15 protein-coding genes are annotated in these 19,673 nt (G+C 51.0%); 9 read left to right on the top strand and 6 right to left on the bottom strand.

The genetic code is table 11. The features are described 5' to 3' along the window. The first annotated feature begins 208 nt into the window (after positions 1-208). A complete protein-coding gene (arfB, locus tag Q1A69_RS12405; RefSeq protein WP_299585736.1) occupies positions 209-616 on the top strand; it encodes an alternative ribosome rescue aminoacyl-tRNA hydrolase ArfB in 408 nt (135 codons plus the stop codon). A gap of 199 nt (positions 617-815) precedes the next feature. On the opposite strand, the gene Q1A69_RS12400 is transcribed toward arfB, so the two are convergent. Continuing rightward, complete coding sequence (locus Q1A69_RS12400) at positions 816-1,358, bottom strand: DUF2799 domain-containing protein (protein ID WP_299585734.1); 543 nt, start codon at positions 1,356-1,358, stop codon at positions 816-818. Between the two features lie 986 nt (positions 1,359-2,344). Here Q1A69_RS12400 and Q1A69_RS12395 point away from each other — a divergent pair. Beyond that, positions 2,345-3,901 (top strand): M20/M25/M40 family metallo-hydrolase, encoded by a 1,557-nt coding sequence (locus Q1A69_RS12395; RefSeq protein WP_299585732.1) that lies wholly within the window; start codon positions 2,345-2,347, stop codon positions 3,899-3,901. 500 nt (positions 3,902-4,401) lie between these two features. Then, complete coding sequence (locus tag Q1A69_RS12390) at positions 4,402-6,999, top strand: TonB-dependent receptor (protein ID WP_299585730.1); 2,598 nt, start codon at positions 4,402-4,404, stop codon at positions 6,997-6,999. Positions 7,000-7,133: 134 nt separating this feature from the next. Here Q1A69_RS12390 and Q1A69_RS12385 read toward each other — a convergent pair whose 3' ends face one another. The 4 genes from Q1A69_RS12385 to can form a co-directional block, all read right to left on the bottom strand. Further along, a complete protein-coding gene (locus Q1A69_RS12385) occupies positions 7,134-7,865 on the bottom strand; it encodes a glycerophosphodiester phosphodiesterase (RefSeq protein WP_299585728.1) in 732 nt (243 codons plus the stop codon). Positions 7,866-8,044: 179 nt separating this feature from the next. Continuing rightward, positions 8,045-8,557, bottom strand: coding sequence for a flavin reductase family protein (locus Q1A69_RS12380; protein ID WP_299585726.1), 513 nt, complete (start codon positions 8,555-8,557; stop codon positions 8,045-8,047). 108 nt (positions 8,558-8,665) lie between these two features. Next, on the bottom strand, positions 8,666-10,309 hold the full coding sequence (locus Q1A69_RS12375) for an FAD-dependent oxidoreductase (protein WP_299585724.1): 1,644 nt from the start codon (positions 10,307-10,309) through the stop codon (positions 8,666-8,668). Between the two features lie 97 nt (positions 10,310-10,406). Beyond that, complete coding sequence (gene can / locus Q1A69_RS12370) at positions 10,407-11,063, bottom strand: carbonate dehydratase (RefSeq protein WP_299585747.1); 657 nt, start codon at positions 11,061-11,063, stop codon at positions 10,407-10,409. Positions 11,064-11,198: 135 nt separating this feature from the next. Between can and Q1A69_RS12365 the strand changes: the two genes are divergently transcribed. Together Q1A69_RS12365 and Q1A69_RS12360 are read left to right on the top strand one after the other, a co-directional pair. Further along, complete coding sequence (locus Q1A69_RS12365; RefSeq protein WP_299585722.1) at positions 11,199-11,417, top strand: hypothetical protein; 219 nt, start codon at positions 11,199-11,201, stop codon at positions 11,415-11,417. Positions 11,418-11,597: 180 nt separating this feature from the next. After that, positions 11,598-12,107: a GNAT family N-acetyltransferase gene (locus tag Q1A69_RS12360; RefSeq protein ID WP_299585720.1), complete on the top strand. Its 510-nt coding sequence runs from the start codon at positions 11,598-11,600 to the stop codon at positions 12,105-12,107. A 72-nt stretch (positions 12,108-12,179) separates the two neighbouring features. Here the strand turns inward: Q1A69_RS12360 and Q1A69_RS12355 are convergent, their stop codons facing one another. Next, a complete protein-coding gene (locus Q1A69_RS12355; RefSeq protein WP_299585718.1) occupies positions 12,180-13,397 on the bottom strand; it encodes an MFS transporter in 1,218 nt (405 codons plus the stop codon). 183 nt (positions 13,398-13,580) lie between these two features. Here Q1A69_RS12355 and Q1A69_RS12350 point away from each other — a divergent pair, with 183 nt between their 5' ends. Genes Q1A69_RS12350 through Q1A69_RS12335 form a run of 4 tightly spaced genes read left to right on the top strand, consistent with a single transcriptional unit; the run spans position 13,581 to position 19,594 of the window. Beyond that, complete coding sequence (locus Q1A69_RS12350) at positions 13,581-15,446, top strand: IucA/IucC family protein (protein WP_299585716.1); 1,866 nt, start codon at positions 13,581-13,583, stop codon at positions 15,444-15,446. A 34-nt stretch (positions 15,447-15,480) separates the two neighbouring features. Next, positions 15,481-16,461 (top strand): GNAT family N-acetyltransferase, encoded by a 981-nt coding sequence (locus Q1A69_RS12345; protein ID WP_299585714.1) that lies wholly within the window; start codon positions 15,481-15,483, stop codon positions 16,459-16,461. Next, a complete protein-coding gene (locus Q1A69_RS12340; protein ID WP_299585712.1) occupies positions 16,458-18,278 on the top strand; it encodes an IucA/IucC family protein in 1,821 nt (606 codons plus the stop codon). The genes Q1A69_RS12345 and Q1A69_RS12340 overlap by 4 nt, the downstream gene beginning before the upstream one ends. A gap of 2 nt (positions 18,279-18,280) precedes the next feature. Continuing rightward, complete coding sequence (locus Q1A69_RS12335; protein WP_299585710.1) at positions 18,281-19,594, top strand: SidA/IucD/PvdA family monooxygenase; 1,314 nt, start codon at positions 18,281-18,283, stop codon at positions 19,592-19,594. The last annotated feature ends 79 nt before the right edge of the window (positions 19,595-19,673 follow it).

The following is a 19,673-nucleotide window of genomic DNA, read 5'->3' as shown; positions in this document are numbered from 1 at the left end:
TGTTTTTAGGTAAATGCGCTACAACTTTTTATTTATTCGGTGCATGGTGCGGCTTGTGTCAGGGGAGGGCAAGTGTTTTCTCGAATGGTAGGTACCCAGGTACCCAGGTACCGTAAAATAATTTTTTCCCCAAACTCATCGGGGACTTTTTTAAAATATATAGGAAGTTGCTGTTGTAGGTGGTTTCTGGTTATTGGAATTGAAGAATATGGTAAATGCTCGGCATAAGGTCAATTTGGCTGAAGTGCAGATTAGTGCTGTGCGCGCCCAAGGGGCGGGTGGTCAGAATGTAAATAAAGTCTCCAGTGCGATTCACTTGCGATTTGATATAAAAAATTCTTCTCTGCCCGAGGAAGTTAAATATAGGCTACTGCAGTTGCGGGATCAGAGAATATCTACTGACGGTATTATAGTTATCAAGGCCCAGCGTTTTCGCACTCAGGAAAAAAATCGTGCGGATGGATTGGAACGATTGCAGCAGCTGATTGAGGATGTATCGAAAGTACATAAACGACGTATTGCGACAAAACCCAGTCGCGGTGCAAAGGAGCGGCGGCTGAAAAGCAAAAACCGCCGTTCCCAGGTAAAAGCCATGCGCGGAAAAGTCAGTGATTAAATACAAGGGGGTACTCCTATAGCCCTATGTCTGAAATCCTTATAGGTAAGCGGGCAGGAAAAAAATATTTTTACCGTGAGCATTCAAGCGGCCACTGATTTATGACACCGATCTACAGGGGTGCACTGTGAAGAAGTAGATGATCCACAAAGCCTAGTTGCGGGATTATGATTCACTTTATTGCACAAGGCGCTTTAGTTCACCGAGGGTAAGGAGATCTGGCAACAAGATCTTGGTATTCCATGTGTCTTTGCCCCAGCTCAAATCTCAGATCTTCAATCTCGTGCCCCAGTTCACTATGGCGTAGTTTGAGGCGCGTGATATCGGCAAGTAAGGTAACTCGCTCTTCGCGAGTGGCCTCATCAGCCACGAGTAACGCGCCAATTTCAGTCATGTCATCCAAGAGGTGTTCTCGCTCCAATTCTCGGTCGTGAATGGCAGCCTCAAGTTCTTGCACCGCACTTTGTGCAGTAAAAAGATCCCGGCCAGTTTCATAACCACGCAGAAAGAGTCCCTCCAGGTCTGCGGGACAGGCGCCATTGTAGTTTTCTCCGGCACGCCCCTCGGAAAAGCCCCGCAGCTCTGTACAAAAAAGCTCCAAGCCCTCGTCTCGTCCGCCACGATAAGCACTGGCGTTCAGCTGAATAGCATATTTTGCACAGGATTCCCGGCGTTTGCCCATGTAATCCAGCCCCCGCCCTTGGGCGCCGTCTTCATAACCCAAAGCCTGCCAGTCAGCCATGTGGCACTCATCTTCACTCATGGTGGCGCAGCCTGCGCTTAGGAGGATTAGGGTGATTAAAGGAAGGATTCCATATCGTAGCTTCACTGCCATGTCCTATTACCGGGCAAAAACACAGTTTAAAGAAGGAAACCTGACTGAAAGCTGAAGATACAGGCTAAGAGCTTAATAATTTGGAGAGAAAAAGGGATTACCTTGTGGCAAGAGGTGGATATCTTTAGGGGGATAGCGATTGAACCTTCAGTAGACACAGCGCTGTGCAGCCGGTGAATGGCGTTCTTACCTGTTCTTTGAGCTTTATAGAATCCATTTTATTGGATGGCTTTAGTAGGGGGCCATGGGTCAGAGATGATTTTGTGGTCTTCTAGATACATCTTTGGGTCCAGCCAAGAGGGTATTCATAGTGGCATGAATATATGAAGTAGTTATATATATTGGAAAACCATGTTTCGGCTATAAGCCACCCTGAAGGCTAGGGGTTTTTCTGATCTATTAAGTGATTCCTAAAATCCAGATAATTAAAATATATCAATCAGGCTTAAATTTTATGTTTTCTGGTTGTGTTTGTTGTTTGGTTTTTTATTGAAGGGGGTAGGTGTCCATTTCAAAGATTGAATTATATTCAGTAATTTTTAACTTCTCTAAAGTCTTAAAAATTATTATTTGTTTTTTGGTGAATGGTGCTAAATTATTCAAGTACCGCTTGCTGGGTGGTGCTTGTTGTCTGTTTTTGGCTTGGAGTTAAATAAATTTCCACCCCTGCTTTTTCAAAATTTGAATAATAAAGATAGTTTCAATTGCCTTGCAGTATTTCATGTTGAGTCAGGTTGCGTCTTTAAGTTCAATGTTTGTGCGTTATTTGAATATTGCCGGCGTTCGATTTTGCTGTTTGTGCAAGATTTTTGCATGAGGTTTCAGCGCCCTCCTGTGTTAATTGGGGAAATGCCGACTTGCGCGGGGGGGAATAAATCAATGTGGAGAAGATAATGAAAAAAATGATTTGTACATCGCTACTAGGGCTGCTTGCTGTGCCTGGTATAACTTTGGCGGAGGAGTTGTGGATAACGATCGGCAGCGATGGTTATCAAACCCTGAAAAAAAATAGTGCACTTGTGGCTAAGGAGTCTCTCAGCGCACAAGGAGAGCGCAACGGTATAACCATATTGAAGGTGAATGAGGATAATTTATCCGATATTTCTACGATTATGCATAACAGCCACAATCGCTGTGGTGGTTTTATGGTGCATGAATCTCTTCAGGAGGCGCAAAAAGCTCAGCTCTCACCACTGATTAGCACGATGAGGAGTGTTGCCAGTTATACCGTCGATAACGCCAGTGTGGTGAATGCTCTACAAGCGGAAATTTCTGAAGCAAATATCCGCTCGACAATTAATAGCCTTTCCAGCTTTACCAATCGTTACTACACCACTTCAACAGGTGTGGAGGGAGCGGAGTGGATTCGAGATAAATGGCAGGCATTAACCAGCTCTCGCAGTGATGCCTCAGTGCAGCTTTATAGCCATAGTTGGGCACAACCCTCGGTTATTCTCACGATTCAGGGGCAAACGGAACCGGATGAAATTGTGGTGCTGGGCGCGCATTTAGATTCCACCGTTGGCTGGGGTACGGGTGAGGGCACGAGAGCGCCAGGGGCCGATGATGACGCCTCGGGAATTGCAACCCTCACTGACGTTGTCAATGCCATAGTGGCAACAGGTTACAAGCCGGCGAAGACTCTGGCGTTTATGGGCTATGCGGCGGAAGAGGTCGGCTTGCGCGGTTCCGACGATATCGCCACGGATTATAAGAGCCAAAATAAAAATGTGGTCGGTGTCCTACAGTTGGATATGACCAATTATTATGGCTCTAATAGCGATATTTATATTATTGGCGATTACACCAATAGCGCACAGAATGCTTTCCTCAAAGATCTTGCTCAAACCTATCAGGGGAGTCTCAGTGTCGGCACCACTAATTGTGGTTATGCCTGCTCCGATCACGCCTCCTGGCACGACCAGGGTTATGCGGTTTCTTTCCCTTTTGAGGCCACTTTTAACGGGTCTAATCCCTATATCCACACGGTCAACGATACTCTTGCCAGCAGTGGTGGAGATGCCAATCACGCAGTGAAATTTGGCAAGTTAGCGGCAGCCTATGTGGCGGAACTGGCCAAAGGCGCTATCGGTGATGATCCCGGCCCTGATCCGGACCCAGATCCCGATCCCGATCCTGGCCAAGAGCAGACCGAAAACTTCTCAGGCAGTGTATCGCGTGGAGGGGAGGAAAATTATGGGCCGTTTAGTGTGGCGCCGGGTACGAACTTTGTGGCGAATATGACGGGCACTAACGATGCCGATCTATATGTACGTTTTGGGGCTGCTCCCACCTGGCGTTATTATGATTGTCGTCCTTATGAAAGTGGTTCCACGGAAAGCTGTAGTGTGCAGGTCCCCAGCGACGAGAGCGAGGCGTATATCATGATTCGTGGTTACAGTCGCCTGACTTCCAGTTTTGAGCTGGAGGTCACTTACACTCCTCAGTAACTTTAATCGTCCGGGTTGAAGGTATCCGGGGTGAGTCATCTCTTTACTTCGCCTGGCCGTAAGATGCCGGCTCGAATTTATGAATCTGCGATATTTCATGGATTCGAGTCGGTTTTTATTGCCCAGACAATCCCTGTTTCACATAAATCCAGAAAGTTATTGTTTACTCATTTTTACTTTTGATATCGGGAAAATGACACGATTGGCAGTAACGCCTGTTAGTTCGGTATATGAGTCGTTTTTATAGGTAAAATTAAGCGTCATCCATTTTGGTTTCTAAGGTAACTGTTGTCTAATCGGTTGAGGCAATTTGGTTGAAGCTCAGTCCCTTGAGTCCTGTGGTCAAAATTAGCCGTGCACAAGACAAATTGAGCGAGTGCCAAGTGCCTAAATTGCAGGCCGGATCTCCGGCATGCCTAAGAATAATAATTGTGCATCACTAATCAGGGGTATCTGGTGGTGTGCTGTCCGAATGCATAATGAAAGAGAGGACGGACAACATGCAAACTCACTTACTGAAACCTTTATCCCTGGCAATCGCCTGTGCGTTGAGTGCACCGGCAACGTTTGCCCAGGATCAGGAAAGCTCAGCTTCTGCGGCAGATAATCGTGCCATGGAAGAGGTTATTACCACAGGCACCCGCAAGGAAGGAGTAGCTCCGACCGAAACCCTGTCACCGGTTGATGTTGTGGGTGGGGAAAAGCTCGCTGATCAGGCCAGTTTTGACCTGACCGATTCCCTGGCAAAAATTGCCCCGTCCTTTAACACTCAGCGCTTTCCCATTGCTGATGGTACGGCATTTATTCGCCCGGTGACTCTGCGCAACCTATCCCCAGATCAAACCTTGGTGTTGGTTAATGGCACGCGGCGACACCGCTCGGCCCTAGTCAATTTACAGCTTGCTCCTCTGGGTACGGTCAATCAGGGCGCTCAGGCCGTGGACTTTGCCACTCTGCCATCTATGGCAATTGAGCGGGTGGAGGTGCTGCGTGACGGCGCATCGGCTCAGTACGGCTCCGATGCCATCGCTGGTGTGGTGAACATTATTTTGAAGGATGATGCCGAAGGGTTCGGTTTCTCGGCGCAAACCGGTGAATATTTTGAGGGTGATGGTACTCGTAATAGTTTTGCCGCCAATGCTGGATTTAATCTGTTGGACCGGGGATTTGTGAATGCCACCGTGGAATATTCCAAGTCCGACAAAACTTGGAGAAGTATTGCCCGTCCCGATGCGGAATACGTAGGTTCTGTCGTTGGTCAAGACCTGGTGCCCCTTGATGGTTTGGGTCAACGCTGGGGGGATCCAGATGTGGAGGCCTTGAAATTCTTTGTAAACAGTGGCCTGGATATTAATGAAAATCTTGAAATATATGGAAATGTTGGTTACTCAACGAACGAAACCATTTCAGACTTTTTGTACCGTGGCCCAGTTTTAGACCCTGAGCACCAGTTTGAAGCACGCTCTACGCTGCAGAAAGATAGTGATGGTGATTTTTTGCCAGATCCGGCGCCTCAATCATTGATTGACTCGATTATCGGTCAGGGCTTGAACCCCTCCGACTATTTGGTGGCCGATGACTCCAGTTCCAGTGGCTATGTGCTACGCAACCCTATCTACACCCAATTTCCCGGTGGTTATAATCCGCAGTTCGGTGCTGAAATACATGACATTTCCGCCGTAGTTGGTGCTCGTGGAGAGTTTCAGAATGGTATGGCTTGGGATTTGCGCGCCAGGGTTGCTGAGAACGAAGTGGAGTATGTATTGGAAGGCTCTATTAACCCCAGTCTCGGATTATTGTCACCCACAAGTTTTAGGCCGGGTACGCTGACCCAGGAGGAGTCGAGCTTCAATGCAGATTTTGTTAAGCCTATTGATATCGCTGGTTTAGCGTCTCCACTTAATATCGCTTTTGGGGCTGAATGGCGCGAGGAGACCTATTCAATTGGTGCTGGTGATTTCTCTTCCACTGAAGTTGGTCCTACCGCAGTTTATTTTGGCGTGGGTTCGGATGGTTTCCAGGGGTTTCCTAGTGAGGCTGTGGGTAGTTACAGTAGTGAAAGTATTGCTGTTTACATTGACCTTGAGGCAGACCTAACCGATGCATTAACACTTGGTGCAGCAGTGCGAGTTGAAGAATTTGATGAGTTTGGCTCTACTTCCGATTGGAAGCTATCCGCTCGCTACGATATCAATGATCGCTTAGCTCTGCGTGGCACAGTGAATACGGGTTTCCGTGCACCCACCCCGGGCCAGGTAAATACCTTGAATGTCACTACGACTGCAGACTCTAGCGGCAACTTGATTCCGAATGGTACTTACCCTGTGAGCCATCCAGTAGCCAAGGCGTTGGGTGCGGTGGATCTTAGCCCAGAGGAATCTACAAGTTTTACCCTAGGTGCGGTTTTTTCTCCGTTTACTAATACCAGTGTTACCGTTGATTACTACAACATTGATATCGAGGAGCGTCTGGCCCTGCGTAATAATGCGATTGGTACTGCTGAAGTTGATTTGCTACAGAGTGCGGGAATAGAAAATGCGGACTTAATGAACGGCAGTAATGCTAACTATTTTGTCAACGCCTATGACTCCGAAATATCGGGCATCGACTTGGCGATTACCAGTGACTTTGAAGTGTTGGGTAATTTATTGGTAGTCGATCTGCGTCACAATCACAACAAGCAAGAGGTGAGTGATATTACTGAAAATACTATCAACGCTTCCAGAGTTTTCGATCTTGAAAACCAAGTACCCAGTGATCGCACTACGCTAACTTTTGATTTCGATACCGGCAATTTGTTTAGCGGTTACTTACGCTTGAATCGCTATAGTGATTGGGAATCTACCGGTGGTCTTTTTGGGCCGGGCGATGCATCGGATACCTATAGCTATGGTAGTGAGATATTGGTGGACCTGGAGGCGACGTTTACCCTCTATGAAAATTATAAAGTGGCCATAGGTGGGGAAAACATCTTTGATGTGTATCCAGATGATGAACAGGATGGCACCCTGCAATTTCTAGGGGCACGCTATGCACTAACCTCACCTTTTGGCTTTAACGGTGGTTTCTGGTATCTGCGTGCAAGTGCAGAGTTTTAATCTCTTGTAATGCTTTATTCGTGGTTAGAGGGTAATCGACCGTTAATCAGCTGTTCAGCGATTCCCTCATTAAAAACAAACCCGGCATTAGCCGGGTTTGTTTTTAAAGTTTCCCAGCTTTTTTGGCTGGGAATCTAGTTGCAAGCACCACTTGCTAGAATCTGCGTATTGTAATCCAGTACCATCTGGGGTTTATCCGTAAAGACACCATCTACCCCCTGAGCGGCTAACAGCGTCAGGTCAACAGAGTTATTCACGGTAAACACGTAGTTTTTCAAACCCCGCCGCTTAGCATCGGCTATCAGCTGGGTATTGGTGAAATCCAGACAGGTATGTAGAGAATAGGCTTGTAAAGGTGTTGTACAGGCGGCCAGCTCTAAGGGGACGCCGCTAATTAAAACTCCGCGGCGGACTTCGGGGATGAGTCGCAGACACTGGTAAAGCTGCTGGTGATCAAAAGAGGAAACTATATATTGATCGAAGCTCGTACCGGTATCTCTGACAAAAGCGCGGACTTCCCTCGCCACTAAGCCGGTCGTATTTGGTCCCTTGATTTCTATATTGAGCTGGACGCGGCTGCCGATCAATTCCAGTACCTCACGTAAAGTGGGTATGGTATTGCCACAGGGCAAAGAGCGTTCGCGCAGTTCCTGCGGGTGTAAATCGGTAATCAACTCACTGCCGCAAAGCAATCTGCCCAGCCGTCTATCGTGTGTTACCAGGAGCTGTTCACCGATATTCCAGACATCGATTTCAATGCCGTCCACGCCTATCTCTATCGCATGGCGTATTGCCTGAAGAGTGTTTTCGCTAGCGTGCAGCTGGTAACCGCGATGGGCAAAACAAAAGAGAGTGCCTGGGTTCATTGCCGGTTAATTCCCCTGCAAAGTTTCTGAGAGCCTGCCGCTGAATTATGGCAACTGGGTGATCGATCTACCAAAGTTTGTAGGCGCTAAGGACTGGCAGACAGAGAAAGAATTCTATCAGTTGGCTAAGCATAAGAAGAGGCGCTCGGGAGTCCCTCTGCGTTCTCTATCGTTGAGGTTTATTCCCCAGCCAGCGCGCGATAGCGGCCGCGATGGAACACCAGAGGTTCACCACCGTTAGTGGAAAACTCAAGAACCTCACCAAGTAGAATGGTGTGATCGCCGCCCTCAATACATTGGGCGCGGCGGCAATGAAAATAGGCTGCGCACTCATCCAGGCGAGGGATACCGTTCGGGCCCTCACTCCAGTGAATCTGCCCAAATTTATCGACCCCACGGCCGGCAAATAGGTTGGAAACATGTTGCTGGTCGGCGCGTAGTACATGTACGGCGAAGTGTTCGCGGGTGGTAAAAGCCTCGTAACCCAAAGATTGCTTGTCGATGCTCCAGAGCACCAGAGCTGGGTCCAGGGATACAGAATTAAAGCTATTGGCGGTCATCCCTGCCGGTTGGCCCTCGGCATCCCGGGTGGTAATAACGGTCACTCCGGTAGCAAAATGCCCTAGGGTGTCGCGCAACAGGCGGCTTTGCTGGGCGGAAGGTGTGATAATCGGGCTTCTTTCTGTCGTCATACGATAGTTGCTTGTACAAAAACTGTGCGAGCAGGCCATTTTACGGCAAAAGCGTACTGATTGCGCGTTTTGCCTCGCAGGCTATTAAAAGAAGCTCGAATATTGTAATTACTTTGACTTGGCGTTCATTAACGGAAGGCACTCTAGAGTGAGCCTATCCCTCTTTGCGATTGCGGCGCCAGTCACGGCAAAGCCCAGTAACTCACCCTTGGGACTGCGAAACTCAGCACAGAGGCCTTCCGAATCGCCGGATATTTTCCAACTGCCCACAGCGGTTGGGGGCGGCGGGCACACGGTGGTGGGGCGCAGGGTAGTTTTTACTGCAACAGGGATGGCGCCATAGTAGACAGGGCAAGGCTCTCCACTCAGGGTTTTGGCCAATGCGCGGGCACAGGTCATCAGAGGGGCCACATAAAATAGTTGATGACCTTCTACCTCTGCGCAGTCACCAAGAGCAAAAATGTGTGGATCACTGCTCTGTAGTAGTCGATCGACGGAAATTCCCCGGTTAGTGTTTAGGCCTGCAGTTTCAGCCAAGGAGGTATCGGCTTCGAGTCCCAACGCTGCCAGGGCTATATCGGCTTGCAGCTTTTCATCGTTGTCGAGCAGGGCGTCTAAGCCCGTTTGATTGTGCTTCAGTGAACGAATGGTTCTGCCCAGGTGAAAATTCACACCGCTGTTTGTCAGTGTCTCCTGCAGATCGCGCCCGGCGGCTTCGGGCAGAAGGGTGGCCAGAGGCCAACCCTGAGGATCCACGAGCTCAACGTCAAAGCCGGCCTGTACCAGGTCGTTTGCAAATTCACAGCCAATCAGGCCTGCGCCGATTAGTAGAACTCGCTTATGCCCTACAAGTGCGGTGCGGAAGCGGTGGTAGTCTCCCAGATTGTTGATTCTGAATAGTCTCGCCTGGGCATCGCCGGCGATAGCGGGCAATTTGCGACAGCGAGCACCGCTCGCCAGTACCAGTCGGTCGTAGTGAATTTCTGCTGAGTGATTACCCGTTTCCTGTTGTAGTTTCAGTGTTTTTGTCTTTGGGGCGATTGCTGTGACACGGGTATGCACCAGAATTTCGGCGTCCAGTTCACGAGCCATCTCCTCAGCACTGATTTGGCTTAGCTGCTGGGCTGTTTTTCCATGGGAAAGAGATGCCGATAAGAGCGGCTTAGAGTAAAAGGCGCCATCATCCTTGGAAATCAGCAGTAGGGGGCTAGTGCGGTCGCGCTGGCGAAACTCCCGCGCCAGGTTGTACCCGGCGAGACCGGTACCGATGATCACCAGTGGGGCCGATGCTTCTGGCGAGGTTTTAGCGTGGGCTGGCTCTGTGTGACTGCTCACCGGTGCTGTAGAGGCTAGCACCATATCGAATTCTTCTTTACTTACCCCGCACTGCGGGCAGCTCCAATCCTCAGGGATATCCTCCCAGCGGGTGCCTGGCGCTATACCCTCTTCGGGACAACCGCTCGCCTCGTCGTAGATCCAACCGCAGACCATGCACTCCCAGATACGCAAAGTGGAGTTATTTTTTTCGAGCGATGGGGGGGAAGTAAGCTCAGGGATAGTCGTGTCTTTCTCTTGAATGGGGAGCGCACGCATGGCGAAATCCCGCTTATTGGCCCCACACTGGGGGCAACACCACTCTTCGGGTATGTCTTCCCAACGTGTGCCTGGAGCGATGCCGTCTTCGGGCCATCCTTTGGCCTCATCGTAGATCCAGCCGCAGTTTTGGCATTCCCACTGGCGATATTCAGACATGGTGTTTCCCGGGTCGCAAAAAGGCCCCGACTGCCAAGGCATTCGGGGTTGGATTCTGTTCAATGGGAAATATAAAGGAGTTTATTGAGGGGCGCTGTTATTTGGGGGTGCGCTGGGCAATATTGGTCAGCGCATTTTGGTAGGTATTTGCGATTTCTCCCGGGTGGCTAATGGAAATACCCAAGTCGTGTACCAGTCCATCTTTCAGTCCGTAGACCCATCCGTTGACCGAGAGTGGTTGTCCTGAGCGCCAGGCGTCGCGAACGATGGTGGTTTGGCAAATATGAATCACCTGCTCCAACACGTTGAGCTCGCACAGTAGATCTGTGCGCTGCTGCTCCTGAAATAGGTCGATCAGGGTGTGGTGTTTGTCGCGCACATCTTGGATATGGCGCAGCCAATTGTCGATCAGGCCAAGTTGCTCGTTATGCAGGGCCGCCTGCACACCGCCACAGCCGTAGTGCCCACACACAATAATGTGTTTCACCCGCAAAATTTCCACGGCGTATTGCAATACCGATAGGCAGTTGAGGTCACTGTGCACCACAACATTGGCAACGTTGCGGTGTACGAAAAGTTCACCGGGCAACAGGCCGACAATCTCATTGGCGGGCACACGGCTGTCGGCACAACCTATCCATAGGTATTCCGGGGACTGTTGTTTTGACAACTTTAGGAAAAAGTCCGGGTTTTCCTCACGGGTGGCCTCGGACCAGTCTTGGTTATTTTTTAGTAGGTGATCTAGCGAGTGCAATGGCGTTGTATCCTGATATGACCAGTTGGACATTATGTTGGCAGGATAGCGAGTTTATTCCTGCGGGCCAAGGGGGGTTGAACTAACCTAAATGATGACTGATTTTTAGTGTTGAGTCTTATATGGAGAAAAATAATGGCGAGGAGAAATAATACCGGTTCCGGCAGGCGACAGCGTACCTCCTTGCGCTCGGGATTTGCCGACCGACACCGCTTGCGGATGCGTCAGCTTCAAGCCCGGCGAACGCGCTTGCGAGGCTATTTACCTTATTTGGGGGAATCGGTTGCGATTGAATTCGATGGTGAGGGGGAGTTATCCAGTGATAACGCAATAGAAAAAGAACCCCTCGCGTAATTTTTTCGGTTCACCGTCAAGTTCCGCCTGGGGGGTTCCTTTTGGGGGGCAAACCAGCAGTGCTAAAATGGCACACTATTTAAGTCGGGGATAAATAATCGTCAAATTATCAAAAATTTGTTTACATAAGGCCTCTGATAATAATGCGTTTTCCCACCGGAAAAAAACGGAGAAGTAATAATGGCCTTGTTAACCCCGGAGATGTCTACTGACGTGCGCGTCGTCATGGTAGATTATGCAGATCACCGTCAAGCTGAGGATATCCTCTCACTGATGGATGAATACTCCCGTCATCCCTTTGGTGGTGGCGGGCCGCTGCCAGATAAGTGCCGTAGTGAATTGGTGCCCAAGCTGGCTGATTTTCCGGGAGCCTTCACAGTGCTCGCTTACGACGATACCCAGGCCTTGGGTTTAGTTAACTGTCTTACCGGCTTTTCTACCTTTGCCTGCATGCCCCTGATCAATATTCATGATGTTATTGTTCGTGAGGGCGCACGGGGACAGGGTGTTTGTGCGGCCATGATGGAATTTGTGGCGCGAGAGGCGAAAAAAAGAGGGTGCTGCAAACTGACCATGGAAGTACTGGAAAAAAACCTCCCGGCAAAGGATGCCTATCGCAAAGTGGGATTTAAGCCCTATACCCTGGATGAGGAATTTGGGTTGGCGGAATTCTGGCAGCGATATCTCTAAGTTTTTCGGGAGTGGCGCTGCACCACTCCCTTTCACGGATAACCTTTTTAGCGGCTTCCAGATAAGTGGCGATTAACAGCGGTACTGGACTTGCTGTAATCTTTTCTTTCTGCTGATTAGGCTGGCGAGTACAGCGCAAACCGCGATCAAGGCGACACTGATTAGCATCCCGAGCAGGGGCTGCTGCGGCTCTTTTTCATACAGCCAGCCGCCGAGGGCAAAGCCAATGGTATAGCCGCCGGTATGCATCAGGGCCAGCAACCCAAACAGGCGGCCGCCGCGCTGTTGAGATTGGCTTAAAAGGGCACTGTATCCGGGAACTAAAAAAGCGATACCCACCACAAATACCAGTAGTCCGGCAGCTGCGAAGAGGCTGCCCAGGGTGCTGGAGAGCAAGATACTCCCCATACACAGAGAGGCGACTCCCAACATAAAACTCACCTGCGGGGCTTTAAGCTTGCGTACCAGGGTTACCTGAACCAGGAATCCACAAACCGCCACTGTGGCCAGCAAGACCGCGGTGGCGGACGAGGCGCCCAGGGCGCTTAGGCCGTAAAGGTCCTTGAGAGCAGGGCCCATAATCACCTGCAGTTGACCGACACTGACGGTGCTGAGCAAGGCTGTGGCAAAAAGCATCATTGCTCCGGGGGGCAGTGAAATATGTTCTGCGGGCTTTGTATCGGGTTTATCGCTGTCGATCCTGGGTAGACCGATGGTTAGAACGAGTGCCGTGAGTGGTAGTAATATCAACCATGCCAAGGGCCAAAGTGCCCCGGCCAGCAGTGCAGGTAAAGCGAGCAAGGGTCCGAGTCCGCGGCCCAGGTTGGCTGCTGCACTTAGTCCTGAAAGTATCGACAAGCGCTTTTCCGGCTCGCCCAACTCAATGGCCCAAGCCTGGCAACAGGGATAAATAGCGGCGGCATTTAATCCATAGATAATCCGACTGATTGCCAGGGCTAAAAACGCGTCACTTTCCTCTAGGTGCCCCAGCGCCATCGCAACGAGCAGCGCCACAAAGAGAATCTGGGCGAGTAGAGCGCCGCACAGGCCCGCGAGTAATATCGGCTTGCGGCCAATCCTATCCCCCATTTCCCCCCACAGTGGTCCGGCAATCATAAGGCAAAAAGTGCCTAGGGCCACCAGTCCACCAATACTGGCCAGACTCAGGCCACAGCGCTCGACAATCAGTGGAATCTGAGTGAGCAGCACTACCTGGGCGGCGCCCTGGCTGGCCACCACCATATTGATTTTACGCTGGTGATTTTTTGGGGAATTCAGAGGTGGCCGCATCCGGGGCTCCGCAACAAATAAATAAAAGAAACCGCAAAGGAAAAGCGTGAACCTTTCCTGTGTAAGAGTTCACAGCCAGACAATTTCTCTAGCGGCGGGCTTGAAGTGCGCGGAATTTACCTGCATCATATACTAAATGCAAACCATTCTCACTTAGATTTAGCTCAAAAAAGAATCACCACCATGAATAATCCTCAATCCGATGCGGCTCGAGCCGGCTGTGTCGATGGCGATGCTTTTGCTCAAAACTCAGTTATGACCGCTGGGGATACTCAGGTCAATATGGCCGCGGAAAGAATGTCAGCCAACTGCTTCTTCAACGCACTGCTGCGAGAGACCGATAGTGGCACCTGGCACGAACAGGCTGACGAGCAGCTCCCAGAAGGCATCAGAGTACCTGCGGTGGGGGTTCCCCTGCCGGCAACCGGTGCTGAGCTTTGGCTAAATGCTTTATATCGCAGTGAGTGTGGCCGGCACCAATTTGCCTTGCCCATGGTATGGCGAACAGCGGAAGGTGCCTGTAAGGCGATCGAGCTGGCTGAGGCCGCGCAATTGGTTGCACAAGAGCCCGCATTCTTCCCCGGTGCCGCGGCAGAGTCCAGGGCGCAATTCACCCGCCGGGTCTCAGCCAGTGTGAAAAATATGGCCCAGGCATTGGCCGCACGCAGCGCCGATACGGAAAAACTCTTTGGCCAGCCGCTGACATTTGCCGAGGCGGAACAGGCTCTTTTATGTGGTCATTCAATTCACCCAACACCAAAAAGTCGCGATCCTTTTACGGATACGGATGCCGAGCAATACGCGCCGGAATTTGGCAATAGCTTTACCCTGCAGTGGTTGGGGGTGGATCCTCAGTATTTACGCGGAGCCAGTGGGGCGCAAATTAGTGAGGCGCAGTTTGCCGATGTCGTCCGCAACGCCGATGGCGCTCCCGAGGCACCAGAAGGATTTGTTGCCATTCCGGCCCACCCCTGGCAGTGGCGCCAGTTGTGTGAAGATCCCAGAGTTGCCGAGTTACTTGCGCACGGAAAAATTATTGAGCTGGGTGAGGGCGGTGAATCCTGGCGCGCGACCTCGTCACTGCGTGCTATTTATAGCGGCAAGAGCCCTTATATGCTCAAGTTTTCCCTTAGTTTGCGGCTGACGAATTCGGTGCGCACCCTACAGCCCAAAGAAATGGTGCGTGGATTAGAGGTACTAAAGGTACGCGATACGCCGTTGGGCCAGGAATTTTCCAGCCGCTATCCGCGGTTCCAGGTATTGGCCGAGCCAGCGTATCTGATGCTTGCCGATAATCGAGGCGAGCAAATTATAGAAAGCCTGGTGATGTTCCGGGAAAACCCTTTCCTGGCAGAGTCGGCAGAAAATACCTGCCTACTGGCCACTCTCACCCAGGATCACCCGGATGGATCTCCCTGCAGGGCGGCCCAACTTGTTCAACGCCTTGCGGCGGAGGAGAGTATCTCTATTGAAGCGGCGAGCAAGCGGTGGTTTAACGCTTTCCTCGATGCAGTGATCGAGCCTTTACTCATCGCCCAGGCCGATTTTGGTATTTTATTCGGTGCTCACCAACAAAATCTGATTTTGTCCTTCGACGGCGCCTTGCCTGTTTCCGGTTTTTTCAGAGACTGCCAGGGCAGCGGTTATAGCCGTCTCGGCGAAAAGCTGCTCAAGCCGTACCTGCCCAACCTGGCGCAGAGCAGTGAAAATGTAATTGATGAGCAGATGGCAAATCGCCTATTTGTTTACTACCTCATCGTTAACAGTTGTTTTGGTTTGATTTGCGCACTTTCCGCCGCGGGTTTGATTTCTGAGCGGGCGCTTTTGCGTCAGTTACGCGAGCGCTTGCAGTTACTGGATGAAGGTCAGCGTCGCGATCACAGCTGCCTGGAATACCTACTCAACTCTGACGAGATATGGGCTAAGGGTAATTTTCAGTGTGCCGTTATCGGTATGAATGAAACGACTACCGAAGATCCGCTCTCGATCTACCACACAATGCCCAACCCCCTGAAGGCCGTAGCAGAATCCGAAGTTGTCGACGTCTGATCCACGCGCAGATGAATATTGAAAGGAAAGAATTATGACCAGCTCAACAGCTGTGCTTGAGAATCGCCAAGGGGAGCGTGGTCAGCTACCCGACGGTCGCTTATGGCAAATAGCCTCCGGAGGGTATCGTTGCCAGTCAAGCGCGGAGGCGTATTTTCAAGTTGAATATATTCCCGGGAGGGAGTCCTCTCGCTTTATTTTACCGCACGGTGATATTCAACTCACGCATTTGGACCTTTGGTTTGACTGGCTCTTTGCGCTGAATCCCGCTCTGCAAAAGGTAGATATTGTCCAGGTGGATACCGTTGTAAGCCGGGTCTCCCGCAGTGGTTTTTATCAGCGCACAGAACTTTGGTATCGCGGTAATAATGGAGGAAAGTTTCCCTTGCAGTGGGTGGAGAATGAACAAGGGGTACGTCACCCCCTTCGTGCACACCCGCCTGAAGGGGAAGTCTATCGGCGTTATTTTCACACACTGGGGATGGATTTTAGTCTGCGTCACCTGGACCCAAAGAAGGATTTAGCGCGCTTTACCGATTGGATGAATCAGGAGCGTGTCGCGCAGTTTTGGGAGGAAGAGGGCGAAGCAGAAAAGCAGCGGAAGTTTATCGATTCCGTAATTCAGGACCCTCATAAACATCCGCTGATTGCGTGTTTTGACGATGAGCCCTTTGCTTATTTCGAAATTTACTGGGCTCTTGAAGATCGGATTGCACCCTACTACGACTGTCAGTCATTTGACCGCGGTGCCCATATGTTGGTTGGCGATCAGCGCTTTCTGGGCAAGCGTTTTGCCCAGGCTTGGTTTAACGGTGTTTCCCATTTTATGTTTTTGGATGATAGACGCACCGAAACGCTGGTAGGAGAGCCTCGTGCAGATAACCGTGCGCTACTCAAATATATCAATGGCACCTTTGGCTGGAAAAAAATTAAAGAATTCGATTTCCCGCACAAACGTGCGGCTCTGGTGATGTGCAAACGGGATGAATTTCTACGGAATATGGGGGGAGTATGAGCGGCGATCAATATTGGAAGCAGGCAAATAGAGCCCTGCTGGTCAAGTCACTGGCCGAGCTTTGCTACGAGCAGGCACTCACAGCAACGGCAGAACAGAACAATCAGTTTTCTGTAAATCTTGCGACGGGAATTATCTACCGTTTCAAGGGGCAGTTAACAATTTGGGATTGGCTGTTGATTGACGCACAGAGTATCGAGCGGGTCGCCGGCGGAACGGTAACGTCCGCTGATGATGCGGCACAGTTTTTTATCGATGCTTGCCAAGACCTGGAAGCCACCAGTAGCACCCTGGGCAACTTGCTGCACGAGCTCGCCAATACTCTGGTAGCCGATGTTGCCCTGTTGCAAAAGCGTGAGTCCCTCGATGCACCAGCTTTGGCCTCACTACCGGATGAGCAGCTGCAGTGCCTGCTCGACGGTCACCCCAAGGCCATGGTGAATAAAGGGCGTATCGGTTGGGGAGCGCAGGAATTTAACGCTTATGGCACAGAGGCTGCTCAGGGCGTACGACTCCTGTGGTTGGGGGTTAGACGGGAATTGGCCGTCAGCGGTAATAGCGATGCGTGGGATTGGCCACAATTGCTAGCCGAAAGCCTGAATGAAACGCAACGGCAGCAGCTGGATGAAGCATGCCATGCAAAAGGGGTTGGTTGGCAGGCGTTTTTGCCAGTGCCGGTGCATCCCTGGCAGTGGCAGCACCATATTCGCCAGCACTATGCCCAGCAGATCAGTTGCGGCGATTTGGTCCTGCTCGGTGAATTTGGCGATGACTATTTGCCTCAGGTTTCTCTGCGCACCCTGTCGAATTTGGCGCGCCCGCGCGCCCTGCATGTGAAATTGCCCTTAACGGTGCTCAATACTTCTTGCTACCGGGGAATTCCAGGGAAGTTTATGCGCTGTGGCCCCGCGCTGTCTGAGTGGATGCAGCAACTTTGTGATCGCGATGCGCAGTTGCAAATGCGTGGCACCGGGATTTTACAGGAAGTAGCTGGATTGCATGTACCGCACCCCTACCACGAAATGATTGATGGTACTCCTTATCGCTACCGCGAATTGCTGGGGGCCACCTGGCGCCAGAGTCCGGCGAGCTTGTGTGCGGAGGGGGAGCGCCACCTTTTGATGGCTGCCTTGCTGCAGAGAGATGCCAGTGGTAAATCTGTCGCGGCGGCCCTGATTGCAGCTTCTGGCCTTTCAGCGGAAGCATGGCTGGAGCATTTATTTGACGCCACAGTGGTGCCGCTTTACCACCTCCTCAGCCGCTATGGCATAGGCCTGGTGGCACACTCGCAGAATCTGACCCTGGTATTGCGTGATAACAAAGTAGTGCGCGTACTGCTAAAGGACTTCCAGGGAGACCTGCGCCTAGCCCAAGGGGATTTCCCGGATCGTGCCGACCTGCCGGAAACAGCTGTGCAAGCGCTCGACCAATTGCCGGCCAATTATATTATTCACGATCTGTTTACCGGCCATTTCGTCACAGTGCTGCGATATCTGTCTGCGCAATTAATGACTGAGAGCGGCTTGCAGGAATTGGATTTCTACGGGGTTTTGGCTCGGGTGTTGCGCCGTTATCAAGAGTCCGCGCAACAGGATAACGCCCATATGGCAGAGCGTTTTCAACAATTCGATTTATTCCGCCCCCATATTGAGCGCGTTTGTATTAATCGCGTACGCCTGCGCCAGGGATACGACGATAGCGCCGAGCGCCCGGTCCCCATTGTCGGTGGAGACTTAGCCAATCCCCTTTGGCTCGCTGAGCAAGAGTTACAACAACATCAACTACAACCAAAAACCGCTGCCGCTTTAGAGGCTTAATCATGAGTAATTTCCTAGATCTCGCCGGTATCGGAGCCGGTCCCTTCAACTTGGCTGTTGCCGCTTTAATGCGGGATAAATCCTTGAGTCATCGCTTCTTTGAAGCCAAAGCGGAATTTTCCTGGCACCCGGGGTTGATGCTGCCGGGCGCTATGATGCAGACCTCCTACCTCAAGGATTTGGTAACACCGGTAGATCCCACCAATCCCTATAGCTTTCTCGCGTATCTGGTGGAAAACAAACGTTTTTATGATTTCCTCCATGCGGAACAGCGCACTGTGACACGGCGTGAGTTTGCCGATTATCTGGCTTGGGCTGCGCGCCGTTTGGACTCTATTCAGATGAGCAGTCGTGTGCAAAGCGTAGTGGATAATGGTGATTTCTTTGAGCTGGATGTTCATGGGCCGAATGGCCGTGAACAGATTCTTGCCAAGAATCTATGCATCGCTGCGGGTAAAAAACCAAATATCCCTGAGTGCAGCCGTCCACTGCTGTCTGATAATTGCTTCCATGCACTGGAAATTGCCCTGCGCAATCCGGATGTAAGTGGTAAGCGCGTCGCCGTTATCGGTGGTGGGCAGACGGGAGCAGAAGTAGTGATTAATCTTCTGTGCAAACAATGGGGCCGCCCTCAACAGGTCACTTGGGTCTCCCGTCGTAGCAATTATTTGCCACTGGATGAAACGCCTTTCACTAATGATTGGTTTACCCCAGAGTATGTTGATGTTTTCCGCCAGCTGAGCCCACAGCGTCGTGAGCAGGTTGTTGCTGAACAGAAGCTGGCTTCCGATGGAATTTCTCCAGATACCCTCAAGGAGCTTTACCAGCAGTTTTATCGCCTTGTCCACCTGGATAAAGATGCTGAACGTGTGGCATTGATGCCCAATCGCGAGCTGGTGGATATGTCTCACCGCGGCGACTACCAGTTGCAGTTGGAAAACCATTTGTTGGGTGATGCTGACGGTGCCGAGTGGATTAATGCTGACGTGGTAATTTTGTGTACTGGCTTGTGCGAAGCGCTACCACCGTGCCTGGCGCCTTTACAGGAAAGAATCTCGCGGGATGGGGAGGGGCGCTTGTTACTTGATGATGCTTTTGCTGCAAAACTGTCTGGTGATGAAAGTGGGCGCCGACTCTATTTCCTCGGTACCGGTCGCACCAGTCATGGTATTGCCGAGCCGCAGCTGAGTCTCTCTGCCTGGCGCGCCGCGCAAGTGGTTAATGATTTGCATGAAAGTGCTGTGTATGACAATCAGCAAACCGGTAACTTCATGAAGTGGATTACTTCACAAGCTCCGCAGGTAGCGGTAGCTTAACGCGATTGTTCACGCCATTAAGGTTTGTGTGATTATCGATTCCTCGGCCGAATATTTTGCTGGAATGCCCAGTAATGGA

This window comes from uncultured Microbulbifer sp. (assembly GCF_947498635.1).
GTDB classification, from domain to species: Bacteria; Pseudomonadota; Gammaproteobacteria; order Pseudomonadales; family Cellvibrionaceae; genus Microbulbifer; species Microbulbifer echini.
Note: the sequence above shows the minus strand (reverse complement) of the source record. Positions and strands in the feature narration are given on the sequence as shown.